This window comes from Rhodanobacter thiooxydans (genome assembly GCF_030291135.1).
Classification (GTDB): Bacteria; Pseudomonadota; Gammaproteobacteria; order Xanthomonadales; family Rhodanobacteraceae; genus Rhodanobacter; species Rhodanobacter thiooxydans_A.
Window position 1 is genome coordinate 1027834 of record NZ_CP127409.1, and the last position, 17600, is coordinate 1045433.

General features: G+C 66.9%; 23 protein-coding genes and 1 riboswitch. Of the genes, 4 read left to right on the forward strand and 19 right to left on the reverse strand.

Annotated features, from left to right (window positions below):
- Positions 1–94 precede the first annotated feature (94 nt).
- Positions 95–583 (forward strand): NUDIX hydrolase, encoded by a 489-nt coding sequence (locus QQA13_RS04500; RefSeq protein WP_108471092.1) that lies wholly within the window; start codon positions 95–97, stop codon positions 581–583.
- A 27-nt stretch (positions 584–610) separates the two neighbouring features.
- Here QQA13_RS04500 and QQA13_RS04505 read toward each other — a convergent pair whose 3' ends face one another.
- The 17 genes from QQA13_RS04505 to crcB form a co-directional block, all read right to left on the reverse strand.
- Positions 611–1387 (reverse strand): lipoate--protein ligase family protein, encoded by a 777-nt coding sequence (locus QQA13_RS04505; RefSeq protein ID WP_108471093.1) that lies wholly within the window; start codon positions 1385–1387, stop codon positions 611–613.
- Positions 1384–1656 carry a biotin--protein ligase gene (locus QQA13_RS04510; RefSeq protein WP_234411293.1) on the reverse strand — a complete coding sequence of 91 codons (273 nt, stop codon included), beginning with the start codon at positions 1654–1656 and terminating at the stop codon, positions 1384–1386. The genes QQA13_RS04505 and QQA13_RS04510 overlap by 4 nt, the downstream gene beginning before the upstream one ends.
- 62 nt (positions 1657–1718) lie before the next feature.
- A complete protein-coding gene (locus QQA13_RS04515; RefSeq protein WP_428992320.1) occupies positions 1719–1958 on the reverse strand; it encodes a hypothetical protein in 240 nt (79 codons plus the stop codon).
- A gap of 85 nt (positions 1959–2043) precedes the next feature.
- Entirely contained in the window at positions 2044–2352 is a 309-nt protein-coding gene (locus QQA13_RS04520) for a HepT-like ribonuclease domain-containing protein (RefSeq protein WP_199909812.1), read from the reverse strand.
- Positions 2353–2374: 22 nt separating this feature from the next.
- Positions 2375–2698 carry a nucleotidyltransferase family protein gene (locus QQA13_RS04525; RefSeq protein ID WP_108471096.1) on the reverse strand — a complete coding sequence of 108 codons (324 nt, stop codon included), beginning with the start codon at positions 2696–2698 and terminating at the stop codon, positions 2375–2377.
- Positions 2699–2903: 205 nt separating this feature from the next.
- Positions 2904–3335, reverse strand: coding sequence for a hypothetical protein (locus QQA13_RS04530; RefSeq protein ID WP_108471097.1), 432 nt, complete (start codon positions 3333–3335; stop codon positions 2904–2906).
- A 156-nt stretch (positions 3336–3491) separates the two neighbouring features.
- Positions 3492–5729 (reverse strand): DNA topoisomerase IV subunit A, encoded by a 2238-nt coding sequence (gene parC, locus QQA13_RS04535; protein ID WP_108471098.1) that lies wholly within the window; start codon positions 5727–5729, stop codon positions 3492–3494.
- A gap of 186 nt (positions 5730–5915) precedes the next feature.
- Positions 5916–6788, reverse strand: a complete 873-nt coding sequence (locus tag QQA13_RS04540; RefSeq protein ID WP_199909813.1) for a TraB/GumN family protein — start codon at positions 6786–6788, stop codon at positions 5916–5918.
- A gap of 69 nt (positions 6789–6857) precedes the next feature.
- Complete coding sequence (locus tag QQA13_RS04545) at positions 6858–7118, reverse strand: hypothetical protein (protein WP_199909814.1); 261 nt, start codon at positions 7116–7118, stop codon at positions 6858–6860.
- Between the two features lie 82 nt (positions 7119–7200).
- A complete protein-coding gene (locus tag QQA13_RS04550; RefSeq protein WP_108471099.1) occupies positions 7201–7446 on the reverse strand; it encodes a hypothetical protein in 246 nt (81 codons plus the stop codon).
- A 68-nt stretch (positions 7447–7514) separates the two neighbouring features.
- Positions 7515–7922: an MAPEG family protein gene (locus tag QQA13_RS04555; protein WP_108471100.1), complete on the reverse strand. Its 408-nt coding sequence runs from the start codon at positions 7920–7922 to the stop codon at positions 7515–7517.
- A 111-nt stretch (positions 7923–8033) separates the two neighbouring features.
- Positions 8034–8456 carry a lysozyme inhibitor LprI family protein gene (locus QQA13_RS04560; RefSeq protein ID WP_108471101.1) on the reverse strand — a complete coding sequence of 141 codons (423 nt, stop codon included), beginning with the start codon at positions 8454–8456 and terminating at the stop codon, positions 8034–8036.
- 86 nt (positions 8457–8542) lie between these two features.
- Positions 8543–8890, reverse strand: coding sequence for a nucleotide pyrophosphohydrolase (locus QQA13_RS04565; RefSeq protein WP_108471102.1), 348 nt, complete (start codon positions 8888–8890; stop codon positions 8543–8545).
- Positions 8887–9303 (reverse strand): hypothetical protein, encoded by a 417-nt coding sequence (locus tag QQA13_RS04570; RefSeq protein ID WP_159082165.1) that lies wholly within the window; start codon positions 9301–9303, stop codon positions 8887–8889. Before QQA13_RS04570 ends, QQA13_RS04565 begins: the two co-directional genes overlap by 4 nt.
- A 336-nt stretch (positions 9304–9639) precedes the next feature.
- Positions 9640–10758, reverse strand: a complete 1119-nt coding sequence (gene cfa / locus QQA13_RS04575; RefSeq protein WP_108471103.1) for a cyclopropane fatty acyl phospholipid synthase — start codon at positions 10756–10758, stop codon at positions 9640–9642.
- A gap of 32 nt (positions 10759–10790) precedes the next feature.
- Positions 10791–11129, reverse strand: a complete 339-nt coding sequence (locus QQA13_RS04580) for a DUF190 domain-containing protein (protein WP_108471104.1) — start codon at positions 11127–11129, stop codon at positions 10791–10793.
- A 13-nt stretch (positions 11130–11142) separates the two neighbouring features.
- The gene (gene crcB, locus QQA13_RS04585) at positions 11143–11529 is read right to left on the reverse strand and encodes a fluoride efflux transporter CrcB (protein WP_108471105.1); all 387 of its coding nucleotides are present in this window, start codon (positions 11527–11529) and stop codon (positions 11143–11145) included.
- A 66-nt stretch (positions 11530–11595) separates the two neighbouring features.
- Positions 11596–11699, reverse strand: a riboswitch (Fluoride riboswitch).
- 77 nt (positions 11700–11776) lie between these two features.
- Here crcB and QQA13_RS04590 point away from each other — a divergent pair.
- The gene (locus QQA13_RS04590) at positions 11777–13045 is read left to right on the forward strand and encodes a multidrug effflux MFS transporter (RefSeq protein ID WP_108471106.1); all 1269 of its coding nucleotides are present in this window, start codon (positions 11777–11779) and stop codon (positions 13043–13045) included.
- Positions 13046–13061: 16 nt separating this feature from the next.
- Here QQA13_RS04590 and QQA13_RS04595 read toward each other — a convergent pair whose 3' ends face one another.
- Both QQA13_RS04595 and QQA13_RS04600 read right to left on the reverse strand, forming a co-directional pair.
- Positions 13062–14204 (reverse strand): DUF2235 domain-containing protein, encoded by a 1143-nt coding sequence (locus QQA13_RS04595; RefSeq protein ID WP_108471188.1) that lies wholly within the window; start codon positions 14202–14204, stop codon positions 13062–13064.
- A gap of 110 nt (positions 14205–14314) precedes the next feature.
- Complete coding sequence (locus tag QQA13_RS04600) at positions 14315–16075, reverse strand: DUF885 domain-containing protein (RefSeq protein ID WP_108471107.1); 1761 nt, start codon at positions 16073–16075, stop codon at positions 14315–14317.
- Between the two features lie 139 nt (positions 16076–16214).
- On the opposite strand from QQA13_RS04600, the gene QQA13_RS04605 reads away from it, so the two are divergent.
- Both QQA13_RS04605 and QQA13_RS04610 read left to right on the forward strand, forming a co-directional pair.
- Positions 16215–17051, forward strand: a complete 837-nt coding sequence (locus QQA13_RS04605; RefSeq protein WP_108471108.1) for an isocitrate lyase/PEP mutase family protein — start codon at positions 16215–16217, stop codon at positions 17049–17051.
- 35 nt (positions 17052–17086) lie between these two features.
- Positions 17087–17548: a carboxymuconolactone decarboxylase family protein gene (locus tag QQA13_RS04610; RefSeq protein ID WP_108471109.1), complete on the forward strand. Its 462-nt coding sequence runs from the start codon at positions 17087–17089 to the stop codon at positions 17546–17548.
- Positions 17549–17600 lie beyond the last annotated feature (52 nt).

The following is a 17600-nucleotide window of genomic DNA, read 5'->3' on the forward strand; positions in this document are numbered from 1 at the left end:
GTCGATGGTCGCTGCCCAGCCGTGCGGGTGCAAGCCCGCCCCTGCGTCGGGCGACGGCTGCCGTTAAACTCGGTTCTTTTCGCGGTGCCCGGCCATGCCCTATACCCCGATAGTGGCGACTCTCGGTTATGTATTGTCGCCCGACCGCAGCGAAGTGCTGATGATCCACCGCAACGCCCGCCCGGACGACCTGCACCTGGGCAAGTACAACGGCCTCGGCGGCAAGATGGAGCCGGGCGAGGACATCGCCGCCTGCATGCGCCGCGAGATCCGCGAGGAGGCCGGCATCGAATGCGCGTCGATGCAGTTGCGCGGCACGCTGAACTGGCCCGGCTTCGGCAAGCATGGCGAGGACTGGCTGGGCTTCATCTTCCTGATTGACAGCTTCAGTGGCGAGGCGCACCAGGGCAACCACGAGGGCACGCTGGAATGGGTGCCACGGGCGCGCCTGATGGAACTGCCGATGTGGGAAGGCGACCGCCACTTCCTGCCGCTGGTGTTCGACGCCGATCCACGCCCGTTCCACGGCGTGATGCCGTACCGGGACGGCCGCATGCAGTCGTGGTCGTACAGCCGGCTGTGAGCGCTGGCGACGCGGAACCGACGCAGGTCAGGCCACGTCGGTCGTCCATTCGTGGCTGCCGAACTTGCTTTGCGCAAGCGCTTCGGCCTGGGCCAGTTCGTCGGCACGCAGGTGGTCGTCGCTGAGCCCGTGCAGGCGGCGGAAGGTGGCGACCATGCGCTCGATCACCGCCTCGCGCGGCAGGCCGGTCTGGCTGCGCAGCGGGTCGACCCGCTTGGCCGCGCTGGCGGTGCCCTTGTCGGACAGTTTCTCGCGGCCGATACGCAGCACGTCGAGCATCTTCGCCGCGTCGATGTCGTAGGCCATGGTGACGTGGTGCAGCACCGCGCCGCCGCGGTGTACCTGGGCGGCGCCGGCGATCTTGCCGCCTTCGGAGGTGATGTCGTTGAGCGGCTGGTACCACGCCTTGATGCCCAGTTCGGCCAGCGCCTGCAGCACCCACGCGTCGAAGAAGGCATAGGCTTCCTGGAACGACAGCCCCTTGACCAGCGACTGCGGCGCGTAGATCGAATAGGTGATGGTATTGCCCGGCTCGATGAACATCGCACCGCCGCCGGAGACCCGGCGCACCACCTCGATGCCGTGGCGCTTCGCCGCCGCGCCGTCCACTTCGTTGCGCAGCGACTGGAAGCGGCCGATCACCACCGCCGGCGAGGCCCATTCCCAGATGCGCAGGGTGGGCGCGCGGCGGCCGGCGCCGACTTCGTGGGTCAGCACGTCGTCCAGCGCCATGTGCAGGGTGGGTGATTGCGGTGCGGTGTGGATCAGCTGCCAGTCGTGGTCGCGCCAGTCGGTGCGCATCATGCGGCGGGTTCCTTGTGCAGGGCGCGGCGCACGGCCACCGCGATGGCTTCCGGGGAAATGCCGTACATCATGACATCGGCGACGAGCGCCTCGCGCACGGCGGCGGCCAGCGTAGCTTCGTCGGCATGCTCGGGCTGACCTGTCAGCGCGCCGTTGATCGCGCCCAGCGCGGCGTCCGGTTCGAGGAAGAAATCGCCGCTGAGCTGCACGTCGGCAAGGCGGCCGTCGCGCAACTCAAGGTCGATCACCACCAGCTTGCCGCCGGGCATCTTGTATTCGCCGTGCATCGAGAGCGTCCCTTGCGTGATCCGGCGATTATAGCTTTGCCCGCTCAGTGGCCGCGGTCGTGGAAATGGCCGGTGCCGGCGCCGATCGAGATGCTGACGCCGCCGCGGGGATGGTCGCAGCTGCCGAAGGCCTGGCTGAGATTCACCGTGCCGGTCTGGTAATTGCCGCTGACGTGGTTGCCGCCGACCACGCCCATGCCGACGCTGCCGTGCATTTGCGGCTGGTTGTAGGTGGCGTCGTCGCAGTCGGTGCCCGTCGCGGTGTCGACGGTGTTGTTGTCCATGCGCCCGCTGGTGTCGCCGTAGTAGACGCCCGGCGGGTCGCGCGGCGGTGTGGTGGCGGCGCTGTGGTGTGACCCCGCGCTGCCATCAGCGATCCGCGAGTAGCTCGTCTATCTGCCGGCGCAACGGCTCCAATCGTGACTGCACCACATCCCAGACCAGGGCATCGTCGACCTCCGCGTAGCCATGGATCAGGATGTTGCGGAACGCGATGATCTGGCGGTGGTGTTCGATCTGCGCCAGCAGCGCCATATCGTGGCGGGCGAGCTGGGCCAGCGCCTCGCCGATGATTTCGAACTGGCGTTCCACGGCGGCGCGCAGCATGGCATTGCGCTGGTATCCCGCCCAGTCGTATCCGTCCACGAACCCGGCAAGCGCAGTGGCTGCGCTCTGCACGTCGTACAGATATTTGGCGGTTTCAAGCCGTATACAACTCCTGGCGCTGAGCTTGTACCGACTGGCGGAAGTACGGGTTGCGGATGGCGCGCTCCACGATCAGCTCGACCGGCGCGCCCAGCAATGCCTGCAAATCCTCATGCAGACCGAAGAAAGCCGTGGCGTAACCACCCGGCGGCAAGGTATCGAACTCCACCAGGAAGTCGTAATCGCTGCCGGCCTTGGCCTCGCCCCGTGCCGCCGAGCCGAACACTGCCAGTCGGCGCACGCGGTGGCGGCGGCACAGCGTGGCCAGGCCCTCCCGGTGGGCCTGCAGATGTTGCAGCGATGGCGCATCGATGTTCATGGCGGCAGCATAACGCGCGGCGGTGCGGGCGTGGCGATCAATCCACCCACACTGATCCGCGATGAGCCCATTTACACAGGGTGCAGCATGAAGCCTTGCGGCTGGCTCGGGGAAAACCCGCCGCCCCGAACCGGTCACGCTGAGCGTAGTTCGCGCCAGCGAACGAAGTCGACGCGCCTCCTGGACACCCCCACTATCGTCGTATTCAGTGGCCGCGGTCGTGGAAGTGGCCGGTGCCGGCGCCGATCGAGATGCTGACGCCGCCGCGGGGATGGTCGCAGCTGCCGAAGGCCTGGCTGAGATTCACTGTGCCGGTCTGGTAATTGCCGCTGACGTGGTTGCCGCCGACCACGCCCATGCCGACGCTGCCGTGCATCTGCGGCCGGTTGTAGCTGTAATCATCGCAGTCGGTGCCCGTCGCGGTGTTGACGGTGTTGTTGTTGCCCATGCGCCCGCTGGTATCGCCGTAGTACGTGCCGGGTGCGTCGTGGCGCGGTGGAGCCGCGGTGGTGCTGCTGGCGGCCGGCAGGCTGCCGGGCGGCAGTTTCAGGTTCAGCGGCTTGTTGGCGCTCTGCGCCCATGCCGGCGCGGCGAGCAGCGTGACCAGCAGGGCGGGAAGAAAACGTGGGATGTTCATGCGTGCTCCGAGGCTGTCACGTATCCAACGCGCAAGGCCGCGCTGGCGTGTACATCCCTGTTGGAAAGGTCGCGCGCCGACAAGTTCCTGCCTCTCGCCGCAGGGCGGGCAATGCCCGCCCTGCGAAGCCGTCCTGCGGATGGAATGCGGGTTGGCTCAACCGGTGGTTTCGATCCGTTCGACGTGGCGCAGGCCGCGCGGCAGCAGGCCGCCGCGGGTGGCGCGGTTGCCGCCGTACTCGACCAGGTCGGCCCACTTCAGGGTGAGCTTGCGCGCGCCGGCGTACATTGTCACTTCGCCCTTGCCCTCGCTGACCACGGCCACGCCGGCCACGCGCTCGCCCTCGGCCAGCTGCTTCTTCGGGATCTCGATCAGCTTGTTGCCCTTGCCCTTGTCCAGTTCCGGCAGCTCGGCCACCGAGAACATCAGCAGGTGGCCTTCGCTGCTGACCACCACGATGCGGTCGCGCGCCGGGTCGGTGCTGATTTGCGGCGCCAGCACCTTCGCGCCGTCGCTGAGCGAGATGATCTGCTTGCCGGCCTTGTTGCGGCCGGTGAGCGCCTCGAAGCGGGTGACGAAGCCGTAGCCGAAATCGGTGGCGAGGATCAGCCGGGTGTCGTTGTCGCCGGCGATCACCGCGTCGAAGCTGGCGCCCGCGGCCGGGCTGAAGCGGCCGGTCAGCGGCTCGCCGTTGCCGCGTGCCGAGGGCAGGGTGTGCGCGGGCGTGGAATAGGCACGGCCGGTGGAATCGATGAACGCCACTTGCTGCGTGGTGCGCGCCTTCACCGCGGCGAGCAGGCCGTCGCCCTCGCGGTAGTTGAGCGCATCGGCGTCGACGTCGTGGCCCTTCGCTGCGCGCGCCCAGCCCTTCTGCGAGAGCACCACGGTGACCGGCTCGCTGGCCACCAGCGCACTCTCGTCCAGCGCATGCGCCACCTCGCGCTCGACCAGCGGCGAGCGGCGGTCGTCGCCGAATTTCGCCGCATCCGCGCGCAGCTCGTCCTTGATCAGGCCCTTCAGCTTGGCCGGCGATTTCAGCAACACGTTGATGCGCGCGCGCTCCTCTTCGAGCTGGTCGCGCTCGGCGTTGATCTTCATTTCCTCGAGGCGTGCCAGCTGGCGCAGCCGGGTTTCGAGGATGTAGTCGGTCTGCTCCTCGCTGAGCCGGAAGCGCGCCATCAGCACCGGCTTGGGCTCGTCCTCGCTGCGCACGATGCGGATGACTTCATCGAGGTTGAGGTAGGCGATGCGCAGGCCTTCCAGCAGATGCAGGCGGCGCTCGACCTTGGCCAGGCGGTGGTTGAGCCGGCGGATGACCGTGCTGGTGCGGAAAGTCAGCCACTCAGTGAGGATCTTCTTCAGGTCCTTCACCTGCGGCCGGCCGTCCAGGCCGATCATGTTGAGGTTGACGCGGAAGCTCTTTTCCAGATCCGTGGTGGCGAACAGGTGCTGCATGGTCTCGTCTGCGTCGACGCGGTTCGAGCGCGGCACGATCACCAGCCGGGTCGGGTTCTCATGGTCGGACTCGTCGCGCAGGTCCTCGATCATCGGCAGCTTCTTCGCGCGCATCTGCGCGGCGATCTGCTCGAGGATCTTCGACGGGCTGACCTGGTGCGGCAGCGCGGTGATCACGATGTTGCCCTCCTCGCGCTGGTACACCGCGCGGGCGCGCACCGAGCCGCCGCCGCTCTGGTACATCGCCAGCAGGTCGGCGCGCGGGGTGATGATCTCCGCCTCGGTCGGGTAATCCGGCCCACGCACGTGCTCGCACAGGTCGGCGATGGTGGAATCCGGCTCGTCCAGCAGGCGGATGCAGGCGGTAACCAGCTCGCGCAGGTTGTGCGGCGGGATGTCGGTGGCCATGCCCACCGCAATGCCCATCGAGCCGTTCAGCAGCACGTGCGGCACGCGCGAAGGCAGCCAGCTCGGTTCCTCCAGCGTGCCGTCGAAGTTCGGCACCCAGTCCACCGTGCCCTGACCCAGCTCGCCCAGCAGCGCTTCGGCGATCGGGCTGAGCTTGCTCTCGGTGTAGCGCATCGCGGCGAAGCTCTTCGGGTCGTCCGGTGAACCGAAGTTGCCCTGGCCATCGACCAGCGGGTAGCGGTACGAGAATGGCTGCGCCATCAGCACCATCGCCTCGTAGCACGACGAATCGCCGTGCGGATGGAACTTGCCGATCACGTCGCCGATGGTGCGCGCCGACTTTTTCGGCTTCGCCGTGGCGGCCAGGCCCAGCTCGCTCATCGCGTAGATGATGCGCCGCTGCACCGGCTTCAGGCCGTCGCCCACGAACGGCAGCGCGCGGTCCAGCACCACGTACATCGAGTAGTCGAGATAGGCCCGCTCGGCGTATTCCTTCAGCGGGATCTGTTCGTAATTGGCTTGCAGGTTCATGCGGTTGGATCAGGGAAGTGGCGCGCGGCGCGCGGGATAACCGGTCGATGGTGCCAGAAAGCGCCCGGCACTTGTAGGCGCGCAGGGTCGGCCGTTGCGTAGGGCGGGCACCGCCCGCCGCTCTTTGCCGCCACCGGTCAAAAGCCGGCGGGCGGTGCCTGCCCTACGGTGCGGGGCAGGCGGTGTCTACTTGCGCACCGCCTCGATGCCCAGCTGCCGCAGCTGCGCCTGCACGCTGTCCGGCCCGGCCAGGTGGGCGGCGCCGACCGCGATGAAGACGGTGCCGGGCTGCTGCAGCATGGTGGCGATCTTCGTGGCCCAGGCCTCGTTGCGCTGTACCAGCAGCAGTTGGTACAGCTTCGGCTCGCGCCGGCGCATGTCGTCGTTGCCGATGCGGGCAATCGTATCCACGTCGCCGGCCTTCCAGGCGTCGATCAGCTCGGTGAGCTTGGCCGAGTCGTCGGCCGCCTCGCGCATGGTCGAGCGCAGGAAGTCCAGTTCCACCGAGCGCGGCATGTCGGCCAGCAGGCGGATCTGCTGCTCCGCGGTTTCCAGCCCCAGCACCGGCTTGCCGGCGGCGGTGGCCTGCGCCTTCAGCTGCTTGTCCACGCCGTGCTCCGGATCGAGCCCGGCTTTCAGCAGCGGCGACACGGTGAGTGTCAGCGCGGCCAGCCACGGACGCATCATGTCCAGCGCCTGCATGCCGCCGGGTACGCCGGCCTTGTTCGCGAGGATGCGCAGCCGCTGCGCATCCGCCTCGCCGAGCTGGGTCGACAGCGGGTGCGTCGGGTCCATGCCGTGGCGCAGCACCAGCGCAGCCATGTTCGCCGCATCGTCGTCGACCAGCTCGATATACAGCGTCTGGCTGTCCGAGAGCGCGCGGTCCAGCGCCGGGTAATGCCAGCTGGCGTCGCGCGGCAGCAGGTGCACGGTGCCGAACAGGTAGATCGTGGTGTCGGCGTCCTTCACCACCCATAGGGCCGGTTTCGCCAGCGCCGAGGTACAGGCGAACAGCAGGGCGAGGCAGGCGAGCAGGCGCAGGGCAAGTGAGGGCTTCATGCAGGGAGTGTCGCGGCAAGCCGCGGCCGGTTCAATCCTGGTGAGGTGGCCATGGCGTGGGCCGTTGGCTTATGGAACCGCGAGGTGGGGATGGTGTGGGTGCCGGCCGACCTCGGGAACCTCATCGTCGGGGTTGCGCACCTCCCTGTCGATATCCGGAACCCCGACGTCGAGGTGGCGCACGTGCTCGTCGATGTCCGGAACCCCGGCGTCGAGGTTACGCACGTCCTCGTCGATGTCTGGAACCCCGGCGTCGAGGTGGCGCACGTCCCCGTCGATATCTGGAACCTCGGCATCGGGGTTCGGCAGGTCCCGGTCGGGCTTCGCCACCCCGACGCCGGGCTTCGCTACCGCCTTGCCCGGCGTGGCGCAGCGAGGTCGAGTGGGTGGATGCCCGCGGTTTCGGGGCCGGTCAGTCGCCTGAACGCCAGTGGGGCGGCTCGCCCTTCAGCCAGCACACGGCCGTCAGGCCGAGGGTCAGCAACACCAGGCTGATCGCGAACATGACGGGGTCGGCCGCTGGCCGCAGGAAGCGAAAGACCAGCGCAACACCCCCCGCGTAGATGGCCAGGCAAACCCAGCCCTCCCACCGGACCGGCAGACCCCAGCCCCAACCGTAGCGCTTGGCGGGAAACCAATACTTGTTCTGGCTATCCATGTCGGCTCCCTGGAAGAGTGCGTGGTGCTTGCATCTGTGGTCGATTCATTTCTTCCGCCCCATATCGCTTACAGGCCAAGCAGCTTGCAGACCCAATAGACGCCGATGCCCATTTGCACGGCGAAGGCGGTGAAGCGGGCATTGACGGCGATGACGCTGGTTGAGGCCAGGTGGATGCCGGACTGTACGATCCGGGCGCCCAGCAGCCAGGGCGCAAGCGCATCGGTGACTTCCGCCCGGCCCATCACGATGGCGAGCAGCAGCAGGCCGCCGAAGACCGGCAGGCTCTCGACGCAGTTGGCGTGTGCGCGGGTGAGCCGCTGCATGAACGGCGAGAGATTCGCGTTGTCGGGCTTGAACTCATTCGAACGGACGCGGCCCGTGACCACGAGGTAGCCGCGCAGCGCCTCCATGACGACCAGCAGGAGCAGCGTCCAGGCGAGGAACAGGATGAGTGCCAGGGCGGAGGTGGTCATGTTTGGCCTGCGGTTCGCGTGTAGTGATGATTTCGTGGTGCAGGTGATCAAATAAAAATAATCACCTGCGCCTACTTTGCTCGAAGGGCTGACTCAATTTCATCCGTTCCGTTATTTCGATGCTCTGCCGCTTATGCATGGTCCATTCCAGGACTGACATTCAATGTAGTCCTCAAGCCTTCGTGCACGTTCGAGCGTGTAAGAGGCAAGACACCGATATTTCTCCTCGGCTTCATCGCTTCCACCCTGTACGTCAGGCGGGCTTTGAGGGGCTTCATAAGCACAAGATTTATCCCGGTACTCAAGCCAGGCTTTCTGAGCATCACGGAGGTCTTTGGCATCGACCTCATACTTGACCTGTTGCTTATAAAGCTGATTTAGGTAGTCGTCCGCCTGCTTATAAAGGCGGGCAGCGCACATACCCCGTTCCATCTGATTGCTCTGCATCTCGATGTCGCAAACCGGGGCAGGTGTCGTAGCAAGCGCCGGTGCTACAAGAAACGTTGCAAGGAGAGAAAGAAGCTTGCCTTTCATTACTATTGCCCCTTGGGACAGCCTGATGCTGGAGTTAAGCGGTGGCCTAGTCGTCTGCCTTGAACGAATTATTGGACCACGCCTGACTAATACTCGTTGTACTTTTTGGCGCTGCCACGCACGAGGTCTGCAGGATATTTGGCCTCGTTCGCCTCCAGCTTAGCTGAGGCACACTCAAGCGGATCAAGCGCGAATTTATCGGCGAGGTTTACCAAGTACAGCTGAACGTCTCCGATCTCTTCTCTTAGGCACGCGAGCTTGTCGGCACTCAATTGAGAGCTCTCTGCCTCCGTGAGCCACAGAAAGATCTCAAGAATCTCTGCTGCCTCTGTGGCTAAGCCCGCCGCGAGGTTTTTGGGTGAATGAAACTTGGCCCAATCACGAGCGGCAACAAAGGCGCGTAACTTTTCTTGCAATTCTGGTACAGAGCTCATGCCAGAAGCTCTGGCTCGCGATGCTTCAGGAAGGCGCGAAGCTGCGCCTCGTGATCTGGGCCTAAGCGTTTGAAGGTCATGACCGACCGGTATTCCTTCGCGGGAGTGCCAATCGCCTCTTGCAGATTAAACGGGTGGCTGATCCGTTGCGTGCCGTGGCACTGAACAAGATAGCGCCACCGACCCTCCGTGCCTGGCCAGTACCGTTCTGACTCGCTCGGTTGTATAGGGCGTATTGAATCGAGCACCATGACATATTGAATTTGTCGCTCGCTCTTGCCGCAGTCCGCGCGGTTCTTGCTGACAAGAACAATTTCGCCGATATGCCAGTCGCGGGGCTGGCCGCTGAACGCGTGTTTCTGATTCTTTACGACACTTGGAAGTGTTGCTCCGGAGGTTTTGAATAGAAACATGGCCATTCCTTGAGTTGACGAAAATATGCAGTGCGGTCTAACTCTTAGTAGATTTCAAATTGCAGTCTAATCCCACGGCCTATCCCGTGTCCGCGGCGCCCTTTCTCCGGCCGTCGTCCTTGAAATCAATACCTTCGCTTGCCACGCGCGACCTAATCCCGCAGCGTTTCGGCGCGCGAAGTCATGTCGCCCCGCAGACACCCGGCCGCCCTCTTGAAGTACCCCCTGCCAGCCATCGTACATCGCCATGCGGCGGCCGTTCGGGCGGGACGGCTGTCTGGCGTTTCTTCGCCAGGATGGCCGCGCGGGCAACCGCGGGCAACCGCGGTCAGCCGCTCACCGCGGCACCCGATACCCGCCAGGCACCCCATGCGGGCTCAGCACCAGTTGCCACAGTTGGTCGCGGCGGCTGCGGAACACGGCGGCGGAGACGGCGAGGTAATAGCGCCACATGCGGCGGAAGCGTTCGTCGTAGCTTGGCGGCAGGCTGGGCCAGGCGGCTTCGACGTTGGTGCGCCACGCGGTGAGCGTGCGGTCGTAGTCGGCGCCGAAGTTGTGCCAGTCCTCGACCACGAACAGGTCCTCCAGCGCGGCGGCGACCTGGCTGGCGGCGGGGATCATCGAGTTCGGGAAGATGTACTTCTCGATCCATGGGTCGGGCTGCGCCGGCGCGCCGTTGCTGCCGATGCAGTGCAGCAGCGACAGGCCGTCGTCCTTGAGGCAGCGGCGCACGGTTTCGAAATAGGTGCGGTAGTTCTTGCCGCCGACGTGCTCGAACATGCCGATCGAATACACCGCGTCGAACTGCTCGTTGACCTCGCGGTAGTCCTGCAGGCGGATCTCGATCGGCAGCCCGCTGCACAGCTCGCGCGCGTAATCGGCCTGCTGCTGCGACACGGTGATGCCGACGCCCTCCACGCCGTAGCGTTCGGCCGCGTATTTCAGCGCCTCGCCCCAGCCGCAGCCGATGTCCAGCACGCGCTGGCCGGTCTTCAGCTGCAGCTTGCGGCAGACCAGGTCGAGCTTGGCGGCCTGCGCGTCATCGAGGTTGCCGGCCTTGGCCCAGTAGCCGCAGGAATACACCAGGCGCTTGCCCAGCATGGCGTGGAACAGGTCGTTGCCGAGGTCGTAGTGGACCTTGCCGATCTCGAACGCGCGCTCGCCGCGTTGCAGGTTGACGAAGCGCGCCTTGAGGTGGGCGAGCAGGGTGTCGAGCGTGCGCAGTTCCTGGTCCAGCCCGGCGGTGAGCAGGCGGGTGCACAGCGCGGGCAGGTCGTCGGCATCCCACCAGCCGTCCATGTACGCCTCGCCCAGGCCCAGCGAGCCGTGCGCGAACACACGCGCGTACAGGCGCTTGTCGTGTACGCGCAGGTCGGTCGGGGCGTCGCCGTCGATGTGGATGCCGGCCTGTTCGAGCAGTTCGCTGGCGCGATTCTTCAAGTCGTCCTGGCTCATGCGTCGTCTCGCGGTGGATGAAATCGCGGCGGTCAGTGGCCGCCGAGCACGGCAAAGCTTGCCGGCGAACGTGCATACGTCGCGTCGACACCGGCGCTGCGCACCAGTTGCAGCAGCAGTTCGGCCTGTTCTTCGCGCAGCAGGAACTCGATCTTTACCGGCAGGTCGTCGGCCAGCTCGAAGAACTGCTCCTCGTGCAGCACGCCATGCCGGCCGAAGCCGGCGATCGCCCGGAACACCGAGCCGCCGCCCAGGCCGTGGGCCCTGGCCTGTTCCAGCAGCCACTCGGAAAGCAGCATGCCGTCGTGCTTCGCGCGCGAGTGGCAGTAGAAATACAGGTGCACGCCCTGCTGCAGGTTTTCCTGATTCATGCGGTACCCCCGGTCAGTGGCGCAAGAGGCTGCGGGTGAGCGCGATGCCGAGCACGGTCATCGCCAGCGAGCCGACCACGTGCACGGCCACGTGGCCGCTGAACCACAGGTACTGCTGGCGCAGCAGCAGCGTGGCCGACTCGGCCGAGAAGGTGGAGAACGTGGTCAGTCCGCCGAGGAAGCCGGTGAACACGAACAGCCGCAGCGCCGGCGACAGCGTCTGGAAGTGGTCGAACAGGCCCATCACGCAGCCCATCAGCAGGCCGCCGACGAGGTTCGCCGCCAGCGTGCCCAGCGGCAGGGTGGGGAAGACGGGGTTGAGCAGCACGCCCAGTCCCCAGCGCAGCCAGCAGCCCAGCGCGCCGCCGATGCCGATTGCCACAAATCCGTTCAAGCCCACGTGCGTGCCTCCCGACAGTGAAAGTGTCCGGTTGCCGCGGCAGGCGCGCCTGCGCCGCCGGGAACCGGAGGTGCAGGCATCATCAGCTTCAACGCAGGATCGCGAGTAGCGGTTTGTCCCGGCGCGCATGAAGGTGCCGGAACAGGAGGCATGCCATCTCCGAGCGGCCATCCTAATGGATCGGGCCGGTCGATCGTCAAGCGCAGCGGTTCTATACTGCGCGGCCCCTCGTAGCTACCGTGCCGCCATGAGCCCAGCCCATCGCCCCGTGCGCCGCAGCCTGCCATGGCTGCTGGCTGCGCTGTCGATGATCGGGCCGTTCTCGATCGACGCAGTGTTCCCGGCGTTTCCGCTGGTCGGCGCACGCTTCGGCGTGGACGCCGCGGCGCTGCAGCAGCTGGTCAGCGTGTACCTGGCCACTTATGCCGTGATGAGTCTGTTCCATGGCGCGATCTCCGACGCGGTGGGGCGCAAGCCGGTGGTGGTCGCCGGCTTGCTGGTGTACGCGGTGGCGTCGGTGGGCGCCGCGGTATCCAGTTCGTTCGCCATGCTGCTGATGTGCCGCGCGCTGCAGGGCATGTCCGCCGGCGCCGGGTTGGTGGTGGGCCGGGCGGTGATCCGCGACAGCCTGGAAGGGCCGGCCGCGCAGCGGCTGATGTCGCAGGTGATGATGATCTTCGGGGTGGCGCCGGTGATCGCGCCGATGGTCGGCGCGCTGCTGCTGCCGCTGGGCGGCTGGCACGGCATCTTCTGGTTGCTCGCCGTGTTCGCGCTGTTGCTGGCGCTGGCCTTGCAGCAGTTCCTGGATGAAACCCATCCGCCGGCACGGCGCACGCGGTTTGCGCCGCGGCCGCTGCTGGCAGGCTACCTGTCGTTCGGTCGCGACCGCGTGTTCTGGCCGCTGCTGGTTTCCAGCTCGGTCAATTTTGCCGGCCTGTTCCTGTACATCGCCTCGGCGCCGCACATCGTGCGCGGGTTGCTGCAGCTGTCGGCGCAGGGTTTTCCGTGGCTGTTCGTGCCGGTGGTGAGTGGGCTGATCGGCGGCGCCTGGCTGTCCGGGTGGATGGCCGGGCGGCACAGCGCGAAGTCTACGGTGAGCCTGGGCTATGTGGTGATGCTGCTGGCGTGCGGGGCGCACCTGTTGCTGGCGCTGGCGCTGCCTGCGCCGCGGCTGCCGTGGTCGATGCTGCCGCTGATCCTGCACGGCATCGGCGTGCAGCTGGCGTTCCCGACGCTGACCTTGCTGCTGCTGGACCGCTTTCCGCATCACCGCGGCGGAATTTCCTCGGTGCAGGCGTTCGCCAGCCTGCTGCTGTGCAGTTTCGTGGCCGGGGTGATGTCGCCGTTGCTGTCGGCGAGCATGCTGCATCTGGCACTGGGCGCGTCGGCGCTGACCCTGCTCGGCGTGCTGGCGTGGTGGTGGTATCACCGCATCACGCGCCAGCCGCTGGAGCAGCCGCTGGCCGACGTCGATACGGCGGCCGGGATTCAGGCAGGGATCGCCGAGCCGCGTTGAGGCGCCGCCGCACTGGCTACGCCGGTGAGCCCGGCATGGCAGCGGGGATGCGCGTCACGGCATCTGCCAATACCAGAGCGCTGTTGTCGGCCAGTGCGCTGACCAGCGAAGGCGAGCGGTAGCTGGAGTCGGCGAGCCAGCGTTGCCATACCGAACCGTCGATCTTCTCGTTGACGCCGGTGCCGAGCCGGCGGTCGAACGGCGGCTTGAACTCCTTGTAGAGGCCGTCCATGAACTCCGCGTACGAATTGCGTGGCATGCCGGAGTCGGCGTCGTCCTCCGGCATGAACAGCGCGTCGCTGGCCAGTCCGGCGGCGATGGCCTTGCGCTGCAACCACGCCAGCGGCAGGTCGGGCAGCGGATCGGGTCGGCGCCCGGCGCCATCGCACTCGTTGCCGCCGCCGACGTCGGAGTGCGCGCCGATGAACCAGCGCTGCTCGATCTCGATCTGTTCGAGCTTCTTCGAGGTCAGCGTCTCACCGGGCTTCACCGTGTACGGATTGCGCGTCCATACCGTGGGCGCGAAGTCGGCGCGGTGCTCGTCCAGCGCCAGCGCCTGGTAGGCATACTTCACGATCTTGCTGAGTTCGGTGTCGTGGAACTGGTAGCGCTTGCGCGCAAAGGGAAACCACGAGGCGGTGCCCGGGATGCCGAGCGAGCCGACGGTGTCCCACACGCCGATGAAGTGGATGTCGATCACGATCGAATGGCTGGCGCGGAATGCCACCGCGGCCGGGTCGTCGGGCTTGCTGCGGGTGTCGCGATAGAAGTCGTAGGCGGCGGAGACGTCGGCTCTGGCCACGCTGCCGTGGGTGCCGCAGCGGAGCAGGCCGCACTTGCGGATCAGCCCGCCGAGGCTGCGTGCGGTATAGGCGCCGCGGCTGAAGCCGAAAAGGTAGAGCAGGTCGCCGGGTTGCCAGGTTTCGCATAGCCAGCGGTAGCCATCGAGCACGTTGTCGGACAGGCCGTAGCCGAACGCGCCGCCGAGCAGGTGGGCCAGCCCGGGCTTCACACCCACACCGGGGATGTAGTTGATGAGCTGGGCGTTGCCGGCGTCGTCGCGCGGCGCCAGCAGCCGGCGCAGGCGCTCCACGTTGGTGTTCGATTCGGGCTTGTTCCAGGTGCCGTCGAACAGCAGCACGAGCCTGCGCGTGGCCATGGCGCCCTCCGTCGTCCGGTTCGTCTGCACCGACTCTAGGCCGTGATGCCGTGCCCGGCCAGTGCCGCGCGAACGGCAGTGGCGGCACCCGCGACCGGCTGGCGTCGTTCCTACAGGGTGGGCGAGTCGTCGTGCAGCATCGCCCGGCGCACGATGCGGATCGGCGCGAAACCCTGCTGCATGAAGCCGTCGTGGAACGCCATCAGGTTGAAATCCTTGCCCTGCCGTGCTTCGAGGTCGGCGCGCAGCTTCATGATCTGCAGCTTGCCCAGCGTGTAGTACAGGTAGGTGGGATCGGCCGTGCCGCGCTTGGTCTCGACCTCGCCGACCGCGCGCGACTGGTAGCCCTCGTTGACGAAGAAGTCGACCGCCTGGTCCATCGTCATCTGCCCGGTGTGCAGCTTGATGCCGACCACGAAGCGTGCGTTGCGCAGCAGGGCATCCTGCAGCTGGCCGAGCCGCAGCAGCAATTGCTGGCGCCGGTCGTGCGGGAATTCGAACTGCGCCAGCCCGGCGTCCAGCATCATCTGCTCGCAGTAGTGCGCCCAGCCCTCGACGTTGGTGTTGGCGCCGAGCAGCTTGCGCACGCGGTCATCGAGGCGCTGCATCCACAGGAACTGGATGTAGTGGCCGGGATAGGCCTCGTGGGTGGCGACGGAGCTGATCACCGGGTAGTTGAACTGCGCCATGAACTCCTGCGTGCGCTGGCTGTTCCAGCCGGGCTCGGGCAGGGTGACGTTGAAGTAGGCCTCCCTGGCGACGGTCTCGTACGGCCCGGGCGTGTCCATCGAGGCGAACGTGGTGGCACGCATGAATGGCGGGGTTTCCTCCAGGATCGGCCGCACGTCCGAGGGAATCGTGATGATCCGTTTCTGCCGGATGAAGGCGGTCAGGTGGTCGAAGGTGGCGCGGAAGCTCTCAAGCAGCTTGTCCGGGGGAGGGTAGTCGGAGCCAAGTTCCGCCAGCACCTGGCGCGGAGTCTTGGTCGGGTCGAGCTGGTGCGCCACTTCGGCGAAGCGGCGCTGGTTCTGGCGCAGGTCGGCCATGTCGATGGCGAGCAGCCGGTCCAGCGGCAGGGTGACCATCTCGTCGTACTTCAGCTTGTCGCGGAACGCGGCGGCGCCAATGCGGAAGTCGCCGTGCGCGCCCGGCAGCACGGCGCTCTTCAGCCACCCCTGGTAATCCTCCAGCGCCTGGATCACGGCGGCGTTGCTGCTGGCGAATTGGCGCTTCAGCTCCGCGTCGGTGACCGCGGTGAAGGCCGCCGGCACGTCGTTGCGGAAAAACTGCACCAGCCCCGGCAGCTGTTCCAGCGCGATCTGCACGTAGATCTTCGGCGGGTTGTCGAGATTCCGGCGTGCCGCGGCGAGCACTGCCGGCATCAGCCGTTCGCGTGCGATCAGCGCGCGCAGGCGGGTTTCCGGCGGGGCAAACTTGCGCTCCATCAGGGTGAACGCGCTGCTGGTGATGCCGCTGGAATAGATGTCCGGGTTCTTCTGCCACGGCCGGATCGTCTCCAGCGTCAGCAGGGTGCTGCGGATGTTGTTCAGCACCAGCTCGCGATCGCCACGCACGCGCTCACCCAGCGGCGCGGGATCGACCGCCGCCACGCGCCGCTCCCATTGCCTGAGCGCCTTGACGTTGGCCTCGATGTCGCTGCGCGAATAGCCTTCGAGTTTGTCGTCGTAGGCGTGGATGCCGTCGAGGGTGGCGGTGGAGGGGTTGGTTGGGAAGTAGTAGCTGTCGAAGTAGCCGTCGGCCAGGTGCATGAAGGCCTGGTCCGCGGTGGCGCTGTCGACGGCGGCCGCCGTGGCGTTGCCCAGCGTCAGCGCGGCGACCAGGCCGAGCAGGAGGCGTGCGGTTCGGGGCATGCTGGTTCTCTTTCGAAGGGCGTGCCATCGGCGTGGGCTGCCGGCACCGGAGGCGGCCATTTTTCAGTAGTTTCCGCGCGGGGCGCAAGCGGCGTACGCTGCGCGTTTAACCGCCATCGGCGGACAAGGGTTGCAAGCCATGGACAAGCAGGTGCAGATCGACCGGGCGCAGGCGTTCCGCAGGATGCACGACCGCACCGCGATCCTGCTGTTGCCGAACGCGTGGGATGCGGGCAGCGCACGGCTGTTCGCGCAGCGCGGCTTCGCCGCGATCGCCACCACCAGCGCCGGCATGGCCTGGTCGCTCGGCTACGCTGACGGCGAGCAGGCGCCGCTGGCCGAAGTGCTGGCGGCGATCACACGGATCACGCGGGTGGTCGAGTTGCCGGTGACGGCGGACATCGAGACCGGCTACGGCGAGACGCCGGAGGCGGTGGCCGCCACGGTACGCGCGGTGATCGCGGCGGGTGCGGTGGGCATCAACCTGGAGGACGGGCGCCCCGGCCACGGCCCGCTGCGGCCTGTCGAGGAAGCCGCGGCCCGCATCCGCGCCGCACGCGGGGCCGCCGAGGCGGCTGGCGTGCCGATCGTGATCAACGCGCGGGTGGACAACTGGATGCAGCATGCTGCCGATCCGGCTGCACCGCTCGCCGATGCCGTGCAGCGTGCGCGGGCCTATCTGGCGGCGGGCGCCGACGGCATCTATCCGATCGGTTTGGGCGACCGCGCCACGCTGGCCGCGCTGGTGCAGGCGGTCGCTGCCCCGGTCAACGTGGCCGCCGGCCCCGGCATGCCCGAGCTGGCTGAACTGGCCCGGCTCGGCGTGGCCCGCGTGAGCACGGCCACACGTTTCGCCACGCTGGCGATGGCGGCAGTGGATCGCGCCGCCGCGGCCCTGCGCGAGAGCGGCCGCTTCGACGGCCTGGCGGCAACTTTCACTTATGCGGACGCACAGCGGCTGTTCGAGCCGGCCTGAGCGACGCAGGCAGTTTTTTCATCGAGGAGTCTGCAATGAGCAAGCGTATCGAGTACGGCAAGGCGGCACCGGCGGGCCTGAAGGCCATGCTGGGCCTGGAAATGTATGTGCACGGCTCGGGCCTGGAGCACTCGCTGATCGAGCTGGTGAAGATGCGCGTGTCGCAGATCAACGGTTGCGCGTATTGCCTGGACATGCACAGCAAGGACGCGCGCGCCGCCGGCGAGACGGAACAGCGCCTGCATGTGCTGGCGGCGTGGCGCGAGGCGCCATTCTACTCGGCACGCGAACGTGCCGCGCTGGCCTGGGCCGAGGCGGTCACCCTGGTGTCGACGAACGAACTGCCCGATGACCTGTACGACGAGGTGCACGCGCAGTTCGACGACAAGTCGATGGTCGACCTCACCCTGGCCATCATCACCATCAACGGCTGGAACCGCCTGGCGATCGGTTTTCGCGCGGACGTGGGCAGCTACCAGCCGAAGTCGGCGGGCTGAGCGTGGCGTCGCTGTTGTCCCGCCGCAAGCCGGCAGCGGCGTTCGTGTCGCG

What these genes read in the sequence shown, in the direction of transcription:
- QQA13_RS04580 (WP_108471104.1), bottom strand. Translation starts at nt 11,129, where the DNA reads ATGAATCAGGAAAACCTGCAGCAGGGCGTGCACCTGTATTTCTACTGC.
- QQA13_RS04525 (WP_108471096.1), bottom strand. Translation starts at nt 2,698, where the DNA reads ATGAACATCGATGCGCCATCGCTGCAACATCTGCAGGCCCACCGGGAG.
- parC (WP_108471098.1), bottom strand. Translation starts at nt 5,729, where the DNA reads ATGAACCTGCAAGCCAATTACGAACAGATCCCGCTGAAGGAATACGCC.
- QQA13_RS04605 (WP_108471108.1), top strand. Translation starts at nt 16,215, where the DNA reads ATGGACAAGCAGGTGCAGATCGACCGGGCGCAGGCGTTCCGCAGGATG.
- QQA13_RS04555 (WP_108471100.1), bottom strand. Translation starts at nt 7,922, where the DNA reads ATGACCACCTCCGCCCTGGCACTCATCCTGTTCCTCGCCTGGACGCTG.
- QQA13_RS04600 (WP_108471107.1), bottom strand. Translation starts at nt 16,075, where the DNA reads ATGCCCCGAACCGCACGCCTCCTGCTCGGCCTGGTCGCCGCGCTGACG.
- QQA13_RS04515 (WP_428992320.1), bottom strand. Translation starts at nt 1,958, where the DNA reads ATGGACAACAACACCGTCGACACCGCGACGGGCACCGACTGCGACGAC.
- QQA13_RS04500 (WP_108471092.1), top strand. Translation starts at nt 95, where the DNA reads ATGCCCTATACCCCGATAGTGGCGACTCTCGGTTATGTATTGTCGCCC.
- QQA13_RS04550 (WP_108471099.1), bottom strand. Translation starts at nt 7,446, where the DNA reads ATGGATAGCCAGAACAAGTATTGGTTTCCCGCCAAGCGCTACGGTTGG.
- cfa (WP_108471103.1), bottom strand. Translation starts at nt 10,758, where the DNA reads ATGAGCCAGGACGACTTGAAGAATCGCGCCAGCGAACTGCTCGAACAG.
- QQA13_RS04560 (WP_108471101.1), bottom strand. Translation starts at nt 8,456, where the DNA reads ATGAAAGGCAAGCTTCTTTCTCTCCTTGCAACGTTTCTTGTAGCACCG.
- QQA13_RS04540 (WP_199909813.1), bottom strand. Translation starts at nt 6,788, where the DNA reads ATGAAGCCCTCACTTGCCCTGCGCCTGCTCGCCTGCCTCGCCCTGCTG.
- QQA13_RS04610 (WP_108471109.1), top strand. Translation starts at nt 17,087, where the DNA reads ATGAGCAAGCGTATCGAGTACGGCAAGGCGGCACCGGCGGGCCTGAAG.
- QQA13_RS04505 (WP_108471093.1), bottom strand. Translation starts at nt 1,387, where the DNA reads ATGATGCGCACCGACTGGCGCGACCACGACTGGCAGCTGATCCACACC.
- QQA13_RS04595 (WP_108471188.1), bottom strand. Translation starts at nt 14,204, where the DNA reads ATGGCCACGCGCAGGCTCGTGCTGCTGTTCGACGGCACCTGGAACAAG.
- QQA13_RS04590 (WP_108471106.1), top strand. Translation starts at nt 11,777, where the DNA reads ATGAGCCCAGCCCATCGCCCCGTGCGCCGCAGCCTGCCATGGCTGCTG.
- QQA13_RS04570 (WP_159082165.1), bottom strand. Translation starts at nt 9,303, where the DNA reads ATGTTTCTATTCAAAACCTCCGGAGCAACACTTCCAAGTGTCGTAAAG.
- QQA13_RS04510 (WP_234411293.1), bottom strand. Translation starts at nt 1,656, where the DNA reads ATGCCCGGCGGCAAGCTGGTGGTGATCGACCTTGAGTTGCGCGACGGC.
- QQA13_RS04530 (WP_108471097.1), bottom strand. Translation starts at nt 3,335, where the DNA reads ATGAACATCCCACGTTTTCTTCCCGCCCTGCTGGTCACGCTGCTCGCC.
- QQA13_RS04565 (WP_108471102.1), bottom strand. Translation starts at nt 8,890, where the DNA reads ATGAGCTCTGTACCAGAATTGCAAGAAAAGTTACGCGCCTTTGTTGCC.